Here is a 14,081-nt window from a genome sequence, read left to right as displayed (position 1 = left end):
TCAGAGACCGACATAATTCCTCCTGGAGAGGAGTGACACGTGGGGGAGGCGTGAAACGATCTGTTGCTCGGTACGGCCCTGATCATCCAACAGCTTACGCACGAGCGATACGACACGCGCGCCGAATCCGGCCTTCGGCGCGATGCAGAGCTCTTCTGTCCCGAACATCTGCATGAGACCTTCCACTTTGCCCTGTGTAGCCAAAGTGATTGCGGGCGTACCGCCTGACAGCGAGAGGATGGCCAGATGCATGCGTCCGGTGATGACCAAGCGCGCGTGTTGTGCGATGCAGCGTACTTGCTCCGGCGTCAGCAGTTCGTTGACGCGCATCACACCAGGATCCGTCACGCGTGCGTGCAGCGCTTCCAGTTCACGCTTGTCATCGCCGCTTGGACGGGAAACGTGGGGAAGCAGGACCACCCGCAGCCCCCGATCAAGCAGCGTACGGACGACGGCTTCATATTCATCACATTGATCGACGCCAGCGGCCACGAGCGCGCTGGCGTTGACCAGCGCGTAGGCGCCACCTTGGGCGAAAGCCTGAATACGGCGCAAGGTTTTCCCTTCCTCCTGTCTGGATGCGGCAAATACCGTATCCATTACGTCCTGGACGTTTTCCAGCCCGGCTTCACGCGCACGCGACGCGGAAATCGGATCCCGCAGAAACAGTCGCACGCCATTGCGCGACGCTTCGCGCAGGGCTACCGATGCGAGTGGATGCGGCGCGCCGTTCCAGCTGAAGCCAAGGACCCGCGTGTCAATCCCAGCAGCCGCCGACCAGGACGCGAGATTGGCGCGATGCACCGAGGCCATGGCGTTGTAGGCAACGTCCATGATGTCCGCGCCGATGATGGACAGTGACCTGGCACCGCGGAGCACTTGCGCGAAGCGCACCACGTCGCGCAAATGCAGCAAGCCGCCCCCATACACCAGATGCTCCAACTCGATGCAGTCCACACGTTCGCCAGCGATCGGCTGCTGGACAGCGGCGTCGCCACGCCTGACCACCATCACCACCGGGCCGGCGACATTTTCCAGGTACGCATTCATCATGGCTTGGTCGCCGATGTTGCCACCACCAGGCGGGGCCAGCAGTACATGCGGACCGGTGCCTTGGCGGGGCGCCACCCAGCGGAACATTGCACGACCGGCGCGCCGCAGGAAGCCGGGATGACGACCACGCGAGAAGAGTCGCTCCGCGTAATAGCCGAAGCGCTTGCTGTTGTTCTGGTTCAAGACACGTCTCCAGTTCGGGGGATGCACGCGCAGCATCCGGGTAACGGTTCGCGTGGCAGCTGGTGAGACGTTCGAAATCGAACGAGCAGAGCTTAAGGGGCGGCAACCGGGCCGCTTGAATCACTTGCGACGACGGAGAAGATCCCGGCTATTCAGGATGGTCATGACGTCGCGGCGGAAGGCCGGCCACACCAGGCAGACCACGCCAAAGGCCAGCATGATCGTCGGCAGGCCGACAACCAGTTCCATGACCGGCGTATTGGCGAAATGATGGGAAGCGGACCAGGACGCGACGGCGCAGACACCGTAGCCAATGATGGCGCGCAGTCCGTTGTTGAACATCGCCATGCCGGGCGCCTTGCCGGCGCGTGTGACCCAGATCACCGAGATTGGCCATGTCAATGCCAAACCCGTGGAGTAGCCCACGGCGACGCCCAATGCACCCCAGTGCACGCCTGCGAAAATGCAGCAGATGGTCAGCACCCGGACCAGCACCGAGTAGGTCAGCTGCTCGCGCGTGAGCCCCAGCGACAAGAACACCCAGTAGGCCGCATAGGCCACCACCTGGAAGATTCCCCCAAGGGTCAGGATCTGGAAGATGGGGACAGCGGGCTGCCACTTCTGGCCAAGGAACAGAATGATCAGCGGCGAGGCCTGAGCGCAGGCAAAGGAGAAAATGGCGACGATCACATGGATCATCACCGTCTGCCCACGCAGCAGAAATGCCGCATAGCGCGACGGCTCGTCCTGAAGTTTGGAAAGCACGGGCAGCGCGACGGTCGTCGCCGGAGCGTTGATCTGATTCAACGGCATCATCAGCAACTGGAACGCGCGGTTGTACAGGCCAAGTGCCTCGGCACCGATGCGATAGCCGATCACGACCTGCCCGATGTTCTGGCTGACATAGCCCAGCATCTGCGCCGCCATCAGGTGGCCGCCGAATGTGAGAAAGCTGCGCATGGGCACGCCACGATGCGGCCGCCCCGGAAGCCACCTGGACGCAATGGCGGAGACCAACAGCCCGATGAACGCACCCACGACCTGCTGGATGACCAGTGCCCAATACCCCAAGCCGTAGAGCGCGGCACACACGCCGGCGATCAGGCCCAGACTCTGGCCGCCGACATCGCTCATGGCCAGACGACCGAACTGCAGGCCACGACTCAAGTGGGCCCGATACTGGGTGTTCATCCCGCTGAGCAGGAAGGTCACCGACATGACCTGTGCGACGGCGATCAGGCGTGGCTCGTGATAGAAGCGCGAAATCGCGCCCGCGCCGGCAAACACCGTCAGACCCAGGATCAGCCCGATCCCGCTGTTGAGCCAGAACAGGTTGTCGCGCTGCTCCTTGGAAAGGGATTTGGCCTGGATGGCCGCCGAGGACAGACCGAAATCCCGCAAGATCTCGCAGATCCCGACCAGGGCGGTCACCATCGCCATCAAACCGTAGTCTTCCGGACTCAGGAGGCGGGCCAGCAAGATGATCCCGCCAAACTGCACCACCATGCGAGCACCCTGCCCCAACATGGTCTTGGCCGCACCAGCAGCCGCCCGGGAGCCTAGCCCCGAGGTCGATCCCGGAGGCCCGTCTTGCGCCGTCGCTGACATGGCCTCAACGCCCCTTGCTTGCAATGACGCGCCGGCGTTCCATGCCGCTGTTGCGACCGCGTGCACGGCGTGCGCGGATTGCAGCAGCATACGTCCGATAGTGTTGTTGCCCCGCGCGTAGCCACTCACGGCGGGACAGGTCGGGCCGGCTTCCGCCACCACCCAATGCGCGCGCGCGGCGCAGTCCTTCTTCAACCACTTCCGGGCTCAGCTCACCGTCGTACATCAAGACCCAACCTTCGCCAACTTCCGCCGAAACCGCCTCATTGTTGCCCGTGCGCGGCACGAGGACGGGCCGCGACAGCGACAACGCAAGTAGCAGCGTGCCGGAATTGTGCATCTCTCGATAGGGCAGGACCACTAATTCCGCTTCAGCGACTTCCCGCGCCAGGGTGGCATCGTCGACATACTGCAGCAGGGCGCTCACCCTGGCATCCGCATCACACTTGCGTTCCACCAACTCGCGCATCGCCGCGTCGGAAGGATTTCCCACGATCCGCAGGGCGAGCCCCCGGTCGGCGAGTCCTGCCATGACATCAAGCAGCACCTCGACCCCCTTGTAGGGACGAATCAGGCCGAAATGAAGCAACCTTCCCGGCACCGGGCGAAGCGACTGCGCACCAAACCAGTCCCGGTAATGGCCGTGGAGCACCGTGTCGGTCGCGGGCAGGCGCGCCTCAGTCGTTGCATTAATCCGGATCCAGCGCACCACAAGGCGATCCATCCACCTGAGCAGCACCGATTCGATGATCCCACCACGCTCATGGGGCTCCAGGTTGTGCAGCGTCCTCACCACTGGCGTGCGCATCAACGTCCAGCGCAACAACAACAGTGCGACCGCCGCCTGCCTGAGCAGGCGCCCCAACGCACTGGAATGGCGCATCGTATATTCAGGCCAATGCAGGTGGACGACGTCATAGCGGGTCAGCAAAGCGCGACGCAGCGACCAGAATTGGACCCGCACCATCGGTTCAAGCGCGCGCAACAGCTGGATCAAATAGGGATTGGTCTTGGGTGTCGGCGCATTGAACTGCTGGAGCACCGTGAGTACCGGACGCGCTCCCAAACCCACGCCAACGTTCGCCTCAGCAGCGCTCAAGCCCGGCCTCCCGCGCCAAGCGCCGCGTGGTACTCGTCGACGTAGCGTCCGACCACATGTTGCCAGTCGTACCGCTGCACATATTGCATGGCGTCCTGGCGGCGGCGAATGAAGGTTTCATCATCGATCCCGACGTAGGCCTGCACGACATCTGCGCTGGTGCCCGCGTCTGAAGGGTTTACGATCACACCCAATCCAGACTCGTCGACAAGCCGAACAAAGGGCGGGATCGAACTCAGGATCGGAATCAAGCCGGCGCTCATGGCTTCGACGGGCGCGATTCCAAACCCTTCATGACGGGAAAGACACACGAAGTACTGTGCCTGTTCGATGAGCCGTCCCAATTCGTCCTCTGACGGGGAGACAGCAATATCGACATGGTCCTTCAGGCCCCGCGCGCCGATCTCGCGCTCAAGGTCCGCGCGCGTCAGATCGTACTCACGACCTGCAATGATCAAGCGCCATTCCGGGTTGCGCGAACGCAGTGCGCCGAACAGGTCCAGCGTGTCGATCAGCCCCTTGTTGACGGACCAACGACCAAAATAGATCAACGTCCGCCCGTTCTGGCCGCTGCCGCGACCGGAAAACTTGGTGACATCGACACCGTTTTCGATCACCCGCAGGCGCTCGGGCGCGACAACCTTGGAAAAGACCGCCCCATCGTTCTCGCTCGTCGCGATCACACGCTGATAGGCACGTGCCGAAGCCCGCGTGATGCTTCCGAACCAGAGCTGTTTCAACCTTGACGCATAGGCGGTATGGAAAAAGCCACCGTGCGTTGAAACCAACAGCGGCTTGCGATGTACCAACCGGGTGGCCGCAAGGTAGTCGTAGAAGAAGTCGATGCCATGGACATGGACGACGTCCGCCGACTTGATCGCCTGAAGCACACCACGCGTAATGGGATAGCGGCTGGATCCAGACCAGGACAGACGCTTGACTGGAATATCGCGATGAACCTCTTCCGCAGGCAGCGCGAGCTCGGGCTGACTGAACACACGATCGAGTGTCACCACTTCAACCGCATCGCCGCTCGCCTCACGATGATGCTTGGCCACGTTGAGGACCACGTCCTCCATCCCTCCAACCGATGGATGGAACTGCCGCACGACATGCACAACTTTCACGAAACAACCCCATCCGCGGCGCTGCGAGAAGAGCGCACTCGCTTTCCGAACGGCCCCGCCGCGCCAGCGACCCAAGGCACATCGCGCAACTGCCACATCGCGCCGCATACGAACCACCACAATGCGGCGGACTTGACGGAAAACAGGCTATTGGAGACAAGGAGACTGGTCGAGAACGCCAGCATGAAGAAGTTCTTGAACGCCTGGCCGTCCTGCGTGGGCATTTCCAGGCCAAATGCAAAAGCCAGCAGAAAAGCTCCCACGACCATGATCGACTGCGACGCAACGAAATACGCAATGCCACTGTCGAAATACGTGTAAGGCACGTCGAAGTTGAGGCCAAGCCACGCCTCGGCCGGCATCTCTCGCAAGGCATGCACGGTCAGATAGATGCGCCCCAGCGTGGTGTCCTCGTAGGCGGACACCCGTGTGATCCACACCAGCAGCATCGCCCCCAGGACGGTCAGGGGCATGATCAGAAACGAGAGGCGTTGATCCATCCGACGAAGCAAAGGCGCCCCCATCAACAGGAGAATGCTGGTTCCGGCCGCCAGCCGCCCATCTGAGGCAACGACAAGAAACAGCAGCAGCAGACCGCAAAGCGCGAGCTGAGCAGGCCGATAGGATCTCCAGAACACCAGCACGATCGCGCAGAAGAACACGATGAAGTTACCGGTTGTCACCGGCTCGACAAAGATCGAGGAAGCACGCGGCAAATCGCTGCCCGGCAGGAAGTTGCGCTCGCCAGGGCGCGTCGCGCTGACGAACAGATTACTGTCCTGGTTCCAGAAGCCGCTCGCATCCGCGCCACGCGTGTTCACGTAGTAGCTCTTGGGGTTGACGACGTTGCCATAAAGATCGGGGGCCGTCAGCTCCACCGCGCCAATCAGACTGACGATGATCGCCATGCGCAGGAACAGACGCGGCAACGAGCCGCCGTAGCTGGTGCCGAGCACGAGGAACGCAAACGGGATCAGGGCATCGCGGATGAACTTGGCATCGACATGCCATTCCATCAGGTAGCGAAACAGCATGACCGCGGCGACCAAGCCAATCCCGGACAGGATCGCCACGATCTTTTGGCGCTCCATGGTCCAGATGCCGATACCGAAACAACTGGCGTAGATCAGAAACTCCGCCGCGTAGGTCATCGCTGGCGAAATCGAGACCAGTTGCGCATTCACAATCGCGAGAACGAAGTTGTAACCGACCGAGAACAGCAACAGCAACTCGATGAAAAGATCCCGCAGCGGATGCGCGACCGCGCGGGCTTCCGGGCCAGGCCCGGAGACCACGTGATGAGGTACAGCAGCCATGGGGTCAGTACGCGGTCTTCTGGCCAAGCACGCGGAACGCCGTCAGCACGATGATCTTGCAGTCCAGCCACAACGACCAGCGGCGGATGTAATCAAGGTCGTACTGCACACGCTTCTTCATGGTCCGAAGCTCAGGCGTCTCGCCACGGAAGCCATTTACCTGCGCCCAGCCGGTGATGCCGGGCTTGACGTAGTGGCGTTGCATGTAGTGATTGATGAGCTTCTCGTAGTGGGTGTTGTGCTGCGCCGCATGCGGGCGCGGCCCCACGATGGACATGCTGCCGCCAAGCACGTTGAAGATCTGCGGAAGCTCGTCAAGGCTGGTACGCCGCAAGAACCCACCGAAACGGGTGATGCGTGCATCGCCCTTGGTGGCCTGCTTCACTTCGACCGCCCCTTCCTGCTGCACGTACATCGAGCGGAACTTGAGCATGTAGAACTCGCGGCCGCCAAGGCCGTTGCGCTTCTGGCGGAAGAACACCGGGCCGGGGGAGCTCAGCTTCACGCCAATGGCGATCGCGAGCAGCAGGGGCCACAGCACCGCGAGCGCGGCGATGGCGACAAACTTGTCCTGCAGCGACTTGGCCACGACGAAATAGTTGTCGCGATCGACGCCGCCCTGGCGCAGATTGATCACCGGCACGTTGCCGATCTGCTCGCCCTGCTGGTTCAGCATGCCGAAGTCGAACAGGTCGGGCACGAGCTTGACCGTGATCGGGAACCGGTCGAGCACCTGGAGCAACGCCTTGATCCGGTCGCGATCGCCAAGCGGCATGGAAATCCATACCTGCTCGATGGTGTTCTGCTGCAGGTACCGCTCAAGCTCCTCTGGGGCGGAGATGCCCAGACACGGAAGCTGGCTGGACGCCGCGCTGGGCACCATGTCGTAACGGCTCTGGAAGTAACCCACCATCTGCAGACCGACCCAGTTGTTTCGGGCCAGATATTTCTGCAGACGGAAGACAGGGGTACGCAAGCCAATGACCACGACGCGCTGCACGTCCATGCCATTGCTTCGCAGCACATTGAGGCCGTTGCGGAGCGCTGTCCGGGAGAGGACCAGTGCCACAAACCCGGTGAGATACCAGGTGCCGACCCAGGCGCGGGAGACGAACTGCCCCATTTGGACGATCAGGGCATGCACGGCGAAGAGCGCAAACACGCCCGTCCATGCCATCCCCAGAACCAGGATCTCGCGCCCCAGCCCACGGCCGCGCCAACTGCGGTACAGCGGGAAGGCACTGAAACAGATCACTGCATACAGCAGCGTGGTTCCAATCACCATTCTGTAGCCTGCCGCCGGCAGCCAGGTGTCGAATCGCAGGCGATAGGCAACCAGGGCCGCCGCGATGACGACCAGGATGTCAGAGACCCGCAGCACCACGTCAGCTGCTGCAGAGTACTTCGTAAGCAAGCGCGGCGACGAGGTGGTGTAAGCACCGCCGCTCAAATCAGCCAAGAGCATGGCGTTCTCCGTTTATCCAATTCCGGCACGGCGCGGGGGATCGCCAATACCGATACAAGACGTCGAAATCGCCCGCCTCCGGCCGCTGCAGGTGCGTGAATCCACCTGCCCCTTGGCCGTTGACGGTACCTTTTAAGTACCACTCGAGAGTGCTGTGCCATCTACCGCACGGCAATAGTCGCACAGTTGGAGCGTGGTGCGACGCAACACTCTCATGAAAGACGTCAGCATTCTGTGTAGTGGTGCACGTTCGTGGTGAAGGATTCACGCTGAGGTCGGCAGCGTGAATCCGTTGCACCTACCCCCGGGACGCACGCCTCATCGAGCTGACCAAATGCAATACCAATGCAATGACCAATCCAAGGAAGAAGCCAAACACAATGCCCAGTGCGAGATTGACTGGCAGACGGGGCGAGTACGGGGATCCCGGGATCTCGGCCGGATCGATGACCGAGATATTGTTGGCCCCGACATTCCCCGCCACGCCAATTTCCTTGAAGCGCTGCAACAGCGCGTCGTAGATCTGGCGATTGGTGTCCACGTCCCGCTTGAGCATGTTGTAACGGATGCTTCGCTCCTGCAGGTCCAGCTGATCGTGCTTGAGCGAATTGATCTGCTGTTCGGTCAACTGTTCCTGCTGCGCCGCTGCATCATATTGCGACTTCAAAGACGCCCGGATGACGCCGATCTCTTGCTGAATCTGGCGGCGCCCGGCTTCGATGCGTCCCTTGAGGCGCATCATTTCCGGATAGTCCGGCTTGTAGGTCGCCAGCTTCTGGTTGTACTCGCTTTCCATGTCCACCTGCGCTTCGCGCAGACGCTGGATCAGCGGACTGGAGACCACCTGGGGTAGATTCAGCCCATTGCCGCCCCGCGCCTCGTTCCAGGCGGCTTCGGCCTGGATCTTCGCGGTCTGGGATGCGGCCAGCATGCCATTGAGTCCGCTCAGGTTCTGCGCTGGCAGCGAAGGCTGGTCGTCGCCCACCGACACGATCTGCTGATCACCCGAGTAATCAACCAGTGCGCGCTCAGACTCTTCCACCTTGCCGCGAAGCTGGTCAAGACGCTCTGACAGGTACTTGACCGCGAAGGTCGACGCATCCAACTGCCGCTGCAGATTGTCCGCAATGAAGGTACTGGCATACGCGTTGGCGACCTGCGCGGACAGGGCCGGGTCGGGCGAACTGAAGTGCACCTTGGCCAGACGCGAGTTGCGAACCGGCTCCACCTCCAACCCGGCCAGCACATCGGCAGTCAGTGCGCGCTCGACGGCCTCCTGCTGCCGCTTCTGGACTGAAGCCTGGTCACCCTCCGCGCCCGCCGCGGCGTTTTCCGCCGCCTTCTGGGCGATGTCCTTGTAGGCCGGGTGATCCGCCAGATGGGTCTTGCGGATCACTTCCTGGGCCAGCGTGCGACTACGAAGCAGTTCGTACTGCGTCTCGTAGAAGTCGCGATCCATCGGCGACTCCGCGGGCATCAGGTTTTCGATGTTGACCACGTTCATCGCATCGCGATTGATCTGCAACGTCGTGGTCGCCCGGTATTGCGGCGTGGTGAGCAGGGTCCCGACCAGGACGGCGGCGGCCACCAGGATCGTGATCCCGGCAATGAGCCAGCGTCGAGACACGATGGCGTGCCAGTACTCGGCAAGCGTCACGTCGGCATGTTTGGCGTGGCTGTGCACGGGGCTGTGATCGGCGCTACTCATCGATAAGCCCTGAAGACCATGACAAAGGGAGTGAGCTCCAGGACGGTACGCAGGAGCAGGCGTGCATCGGAACGGTAGACCACGACGATGTCACCGCCATAAATCTCCGGATCGGGGTCTTTCCCCTTCTCGATCTCCGTCAAATCGAAGCGCGCGATCATCTTCTGACCATCGATCTGGCGGAACACCACCACGTTCTGGCGGCTGGCCAGGTCGCTGACGCCCTGCGCCTCGGCCAGTGCCTGCTGCAGCGTCAGTTGGGTCGCACCATTGAGCGGATAGTTGCCAGGCTTGGAAACCGCGCCGGAGACCGTCACGCGCTGACTGGTGAACTCCTGGATCAGCACCGATACCTGGGGATCCTGCAGGAACTTGCTGCCGTAGCGCCGGGTGATCTCCGCCTCCAGCTCGCTACGGGTCAGGCCTGCCGCCTTGATGTTGCCGATCAGGGGCAAGGAAATCATGCCTTCGTTATCGACGCGGACCTGGCGCTCGAGATCCTCGATCTGGAAGACCTGGATCTGGATCAGGTCACCGGCACCGATACGGTATTCCGGCGTTTCCTTGATTTCGCCCAACGGGTCAGGCGCGGGCAATGAGGACTGCATGCCGCGCGTTGCACTGCAACTGGTGAGAAACACCAGGCACATCAACGCGAGCCATACGAATGGACTTTTGGAGGAAGAGGCTAGGGCCATGAAGGTTGGTCTTTACCTTGTGAGTAAGGGGAGCCCGCGTCGCCTGCGGGTCGTACCAGCGCAGGCGGAGCGCATTGCGAGGAGGTGTGCAAGCGTCACCGGACTTGAGAAAAGCATCCGCAGGCCCAAGGTGAACACGGTCTACGATTGACTATGGCACAGCGGTCAGAAGGCCTCCAGACTTCAAACAAAATGAATTCATGTGACTTACATCACGCAAGTTCAGGAAAAGAGCGGACAGCGTGAGGCCGTCGATTGTCCGGAAAGCTTGCAATGATGCTGCTTTGCACCAATTTTTAAACGCCGGGCACCCACGTATCCGGCCAGCAGTTCCTGACCACAATCGTGAACACGGGAAGGCGCAACGGTTACTTGCAACTCAGCAAGCTCAATATGCCTTCACCGCTGGTCGAGAACACGTGAAAGTGGGACGTAGATCAACCTAATCAACAAGAAGCAAAAACGCCCGGCTTTCGCCAGGCGCCTTATGCTTCTACTGGTCTCTACAGGTCTGCGAATGGTCGGGACGGCCGGATTTGAACCGACGACCCTCTGCCCCCCAGGCAGATGCGCTACCAGGCTGCGCTACGCCCCGACTTCGCAAAAACATGACCCGCCAGCAGGCGGGCCGCGCATCATACCGGATAAGTCGATCGACGGGCACCCCGCCTTGCGACTTTAAGGCGCCAGCATGACGCCGCGGACCGCTAGCGCCGCAACAGCTGCAGCACTTCCTCCAGTTCCAGACGGACCTGTCGAACGATCTGATTGCTGAGCGCGGACTCCTGCTTGGCCCCATCGCCCTCCAGACGCAGACGCGCACCGCCGATCGTATAGCCCTGCTCGTAGAGCAAGCCCCGGATCTGCCGCACCATCAGCACGTCGTGGCGCTGGTAATAACGTCGATTGCCGCGACGCTTGACTGGTTCCAAGCTGGGGAACTCGGTTTCCCAGTAGCGCAGGACGTGCGGCTTGACGTCGCACAGCTCGCTGACCTCACCGATGGTGAAGTAGCGCTTGGCCGGGATCGGCGGCAGCTCGCGGTTACTGCCCGGATCAAGCATTCGACTCGCCTCCAGCGTAAGCCTCGACCCGCTCCTTGAGCTTCTGGCCTGGGCGGAAGGTCACCACGGTTCGCGCGGAGATCGGGATCTCCTCACCCGTCTTGGGATTGCGACCCGGGCGCTGATTCTTGCGCCGCAGATCGAAGTTGCCGAAACCCGATAGCTTCACCTGACGCCCCTGCTCCAGAGCGTCGCGCAGCACGTCGAAATACGCGTCGACGAATTCCTTGGCTTCCCGCTTGTTCAAACCCACCTCATCGAACAGGCGTTCCGCCATCTCCGCTTTGGTCAATGCCATCAGTGTCCCCTGAGCCTCAACCGCGGATGCGGGCGCCGTGCTCGCGCGCCAGCGCGGCGACCGTCTCGGCCACCACCAGATCCACATCGCGGTCATTCAATGTGCGCGTGTTGTCCTGCAAAATCAAGCCCATAGCGAGGCTCTTTTGACCGCTTTCGACCCCTGGGCCGACATAGCGGTCGAACAGCAGCACCTGTCGCAACAGCGGACCGGCGGCCGTCCGCACGGTCTGCTCGATCGCGGCAAACGGCACCGCCTCGACGACGGTGAAGGCCAGATCACGGCGCACCGACGGGAAGCGCGAGACCCCGCCCGCGCGGGGCAACGCACGCTCCACCAAAGGCGCCAGATCGACCTCGAAGCCCAACACCGTCACGTCCAGGTCCAGCGCGTTGAGCAGGCGCGGATGCAACTGCCCGATCCAGCCGATGACCACGCCGTCGCGCAGCACCTGGGCTGAGCGCCCGGGATGCCCGAATCCCTCCTCGGCCGGCTGGAAGGTCAACACCGCGCCCGAGGCGGCGGCCAGGCTTTCCAGGTCGCCCTTGAGGTCGTGGAAATCGACTGCACGCGACGCCTCGCCCCACTGCTCGGCGTGCGCATCGCCGCACACGGCCGCGGCCACGCGCAGGGTTTCGCGCGGCGCTTGGCCCTGCCCGGCCGCCGCGAACACGTTGCCCAGTTCGAACAGACGGATCCGGCCAGCCTGGCGGGCCGCATTGCGCTGCAGGGTCGAGACCAGACCCGGCAGCAGACCGGTGCGCATGATGCCCAGCTCGCTGCTCAGCGGATTGGCCAGCGGCACCGCGCCGTCGTTCAGGCCCCAACTGTCCAGCAACTGGGCATCGACGAAGGCGAAATTGACCGTCTCCAGCAGATCGCGCGCGGCCAGCTGGCGGCGCACGGTCGCGGCGTCGAGCCGCGTTTCGGTGCCGGCCGCAATACGCGTCGCGCCGCCCGGCAGCGTGGCCGGAATGCGGTCGTAGCCGTGGATGCGGGCCAGCTCTTCGATCAGGTCCTCTTCGATGGCGATGTCGAAGCGGCGACTCGGCGCGATCACCGACCAGCCCTCGCCCGTCACGCCGACCTGCATTCCCAGCGCACGCAGGATGCGTTCGATGTCGGCATCGGCGATGTCCAGGCCGAGCACGCGGGACACGCGCGCGCGACGCAGCGCGATCGGCGCGGGCGCCACCAAATGCTCGTCCAGGGACGCCTGCACGACCGGACCCGGAGCACCGCCGGCAAGTTCGACGATCAGGCGCGTGGCCACTTCGATCGCCTGCGGTGCCAGCGCCGGATCGACGCCACGCTCGTAGCGGTGGGATGCATCGGTGTGCAGGCCCAGGCGACGGCCACGGCCGATGATGGCCGACGGCGCGAAGTACGCCGATTCCAGGAACACATTGCGCGTGGCGTCGGTCACCTTGGTGTCCTGGCCGCCCATGATCCCGGCCAGCGCGACCGGGCGATCGGCATCGGTGATCACCAGGAAACCCTCGTCCAACGCCGCGGTGCGACCGTCGAGCAATTGCACCGATTCGCCGGCCCGGCCCTTGCGCACCCCGATCGGGCCGGTGAGCAGGTCGCGGTCGAAGGCATGCATCGGCTGGCCCAGCTCCAGCATCACGTACTGGGTGATGTCGACCAGCAGCGACACCGGTCGCACGCCACTGCGGCGCAGGCGCTCGGCCAGCCACACCGGGGTCTGCGCGGTCGCATCGACGCCTTCGATGATGCGACCGCAATAGCGTGGCGCGTCGGCACCAGCGTCCAGCGCGATCGGCAACGCGCGGTCGTGCTCGGCGGCGACCGGCGTGGCGTCGAAGGGCAGCACCTGACTGCCGCAGGCAGCGGCCACGTCGAAGGCAATACCGCGCACGCTGAAGCAGTCGGCCCGGTTGGGCGTCAGCTTGATTTCGATGCTGGCGTCCGGGAGACCGAGGTAATCGGCGATCGGGGTGCCGACAGGCGCATCGCTCGGCAGCTCCAGCAGGCCGGACGCATCGGCATCGACGCCGAGTTCCTTGGCCGAACACAGCATGCCGTTGGATGCCACGCCGCGCAGCTTGGCCGCCTTGATGGTGATCTCTCCAAGCGTGGCCCCCACCATGGCCAGGGGCGCGATCAGGCCCGGGCGCGCATTCGGCGCGCCGCAGACGATCTGCAGGTGCTCGCCGGTGCCAGCGTCGACCTGGCAGACCTGCAGGCGATCGGCTTCCGGGTGCTTGGCGCATTCGACGATGCGCGCCACTAACACCTTGTCCAGCCCGCCCCCGAGCGGCGTGACCTCCTCGACTTCCAGACCGATGGCGGTCAGCGTCGCGGACAGCTCGTCGCGCGAGGCGCTGGTGGGGACGTGGCTGCGCAGCCAGTTTTCTGAGAATTTCATCGTGGGATCTTTTCCGTGGCGCGGGCCGCAGGCGGCGCCGCCGTCGATGCGGGAATGCGAGGATCAGCGA

Annotated in this window: 11 protein-coding genes and 1 tRNA gene; all 12 read right to left on the bottom strand. The window is 63.0% G+C overall.

Features of this window, described 5'->3' with window-relative positions; genetic code table 11:
• Nucleotides 1-1,236, bottom strand: coding sequence for a polysaccharide pyruvyl transferase family protein (locus PJ250_RS13585; protein ID WP_271645115.1), 1,236 nt, complete (start codon nucleotides 1,234-1,236; stop codon nucleotides 1-3).
• Nucleotides 1,237-1,356: 120 nt separating this feature from the next.
• Nucleotides 1,357-2,844: a lipopolysaccharide biosynthesis protein gene (locus tag PJ250_RS13580; RefSeq protein WP_271648646.1), complete on the bottom strand. Its 1,488-nt coding sequence runs from the start codon at nucleotides 2,842-2,844 to the stop codon at nucleotides 1,357-1,359.
• A 4-nt stretch (nucleotides 2,845-2,848) separates the two neighbouring features.
• Entirely contained in the window at nucleotides 2,849-3,910 is a 1,062-nt protein-coding gene (locus PJ250_RS13575) for a glycosyltransferase (protein WP_271648645.1), read from the bottom strand.
• Between the two features lie 29 nt (nucleotides 3,911-3,939).
• Entirely contained in the window at nucleotides 3,940-5,070 is a 1,131-nt protein-coding gene (locus PJ250_RS13570) for a glycosyltransferase family 4 protein (RefSeq protein ID WP_271645114.1), read from the bottom strand.
• On the bottom strand, nucleotides 5,067-6,386 hold the full coding sequence (locus PJ250_RS13565) for a polysaccharide biosynthesis protein GumE (protein ID WP_271645113.1): 1,320 nt from the start codon (nucleotides 6,384-6,386) through the stop codon (nucleotides 5,067-5,069). Before PJ250_RS13565 ends, PJ250_RS13570 begins: the two co-directional genes overlap by 4 nt.
• 4 nt (nucleotides 6,387-6,390) lie before the next feature.
• Nucleotides 6,391-7,851: an undecaprenyl-phosphate glucose phosphotransferase gene (locus tag PJ250_RS13560; protein WP_271645112.1), complete on the bottom strand. Its 1,461-nt coding sequence runs from the start codon at nucleotides 7,849-7,851 to the stop codon at nucleotides 6,391-6,393.
• 298 nt (nucleotides 7,852-8,149) lie between these two features.
• Nucleotides 8,150-9,559: a GumC family protein gene (locus PJ250_RS13555; RefSeq protein WP_271645111.1), complete on the bottom strand. Its 1,410-nt coding sequence runs from the start codon at nucleotides 9,557-9,559 to the stop codon at nucleotides 8,150-8,152.
• Nucleotides 9,556-10,257, bottom strand: a complete 702-nt coding sequence (locus PJ250_RS13550) for a polysaccharide biosynthesis/export family protein (protein ID WP_271645110.1) — start codon at nucleotides 10,255-10,257, stop codon at nucleotides 9,556-9,558. The genes PJ250_RS13555 and PJ250_RS13550 overlap by 4 nt, the downstream gene beginning before the upstream one ends.
• Nucleotides 10,258-10,775: 518 nt before the next feature.
• Nucleotides 10,776-10,852: transfer RNA gene (locus tag PJ250_RS13545), tRNA-Pro, on the bottom strand.
• Between the two features lie 112 nt (nucleotides 10,853-10,964).
• Nucleotides 10,965-11,321: a MerR family transcriptional regulator gene (locus tag PJ250_RS13540; RefSeq protein WP_271645109.1), complete on the bottom strand. Its 357-nt coding sequence runs from the start codon at nucleotides 11,319-11,321 to the stop codon at nucleotides 10,965-10,967.
• On the bottom strand, nucleotides 11,314-11,619 hold the full coding sequence (locus tag PJ250_RS13535; protein WP_271645108.1) for an integration host factor subunit alpha: 306 nt from the start codon (nucleotides 11,617-11,619) through the stop codon (nucleotides 11,314-11,316). Before PJ250_RS13535 ends, PJ250_RS13540 begins: the two co-directional genes overlap by 8 nt.
• Nucleotides 11,620-11,635: 16 nt before the next feature.
• Nucleotides 11,636-14,011 carry a phenylalanine--tRNA ligase subunit beta gene (pheT, locus tag PJ250_RS13530; protein ID WP_271645107.1) on the bottom strand — a complete coding sequence of 792 codons (2,376 nt, stop codon included), beginning with the start codon at nucleotides 14,009-14,011 and terminating at the stop codon, nucleotides 11,636-11,638.
• Between the last annotated feature and the right edge of the window lie 70 nt (nucleotides 14,012-14,081).

This window comes from Pseudoxanthomonas sp. JBR18 (assembly GCF_028198165.1).
Taxonomy (GTDB): domain Bacteria; phylum Pseudomonadota; class Gammaproteobacteria; order Xanthomonadales; family Xanthomonadaceae; genus Pseudoxanthomonas_A.
The sequence above is the reverse complement of the archived record's forward strand: the minus strand, read 5'-3'. Positions and strand labels throughout refer to the sequence as shown.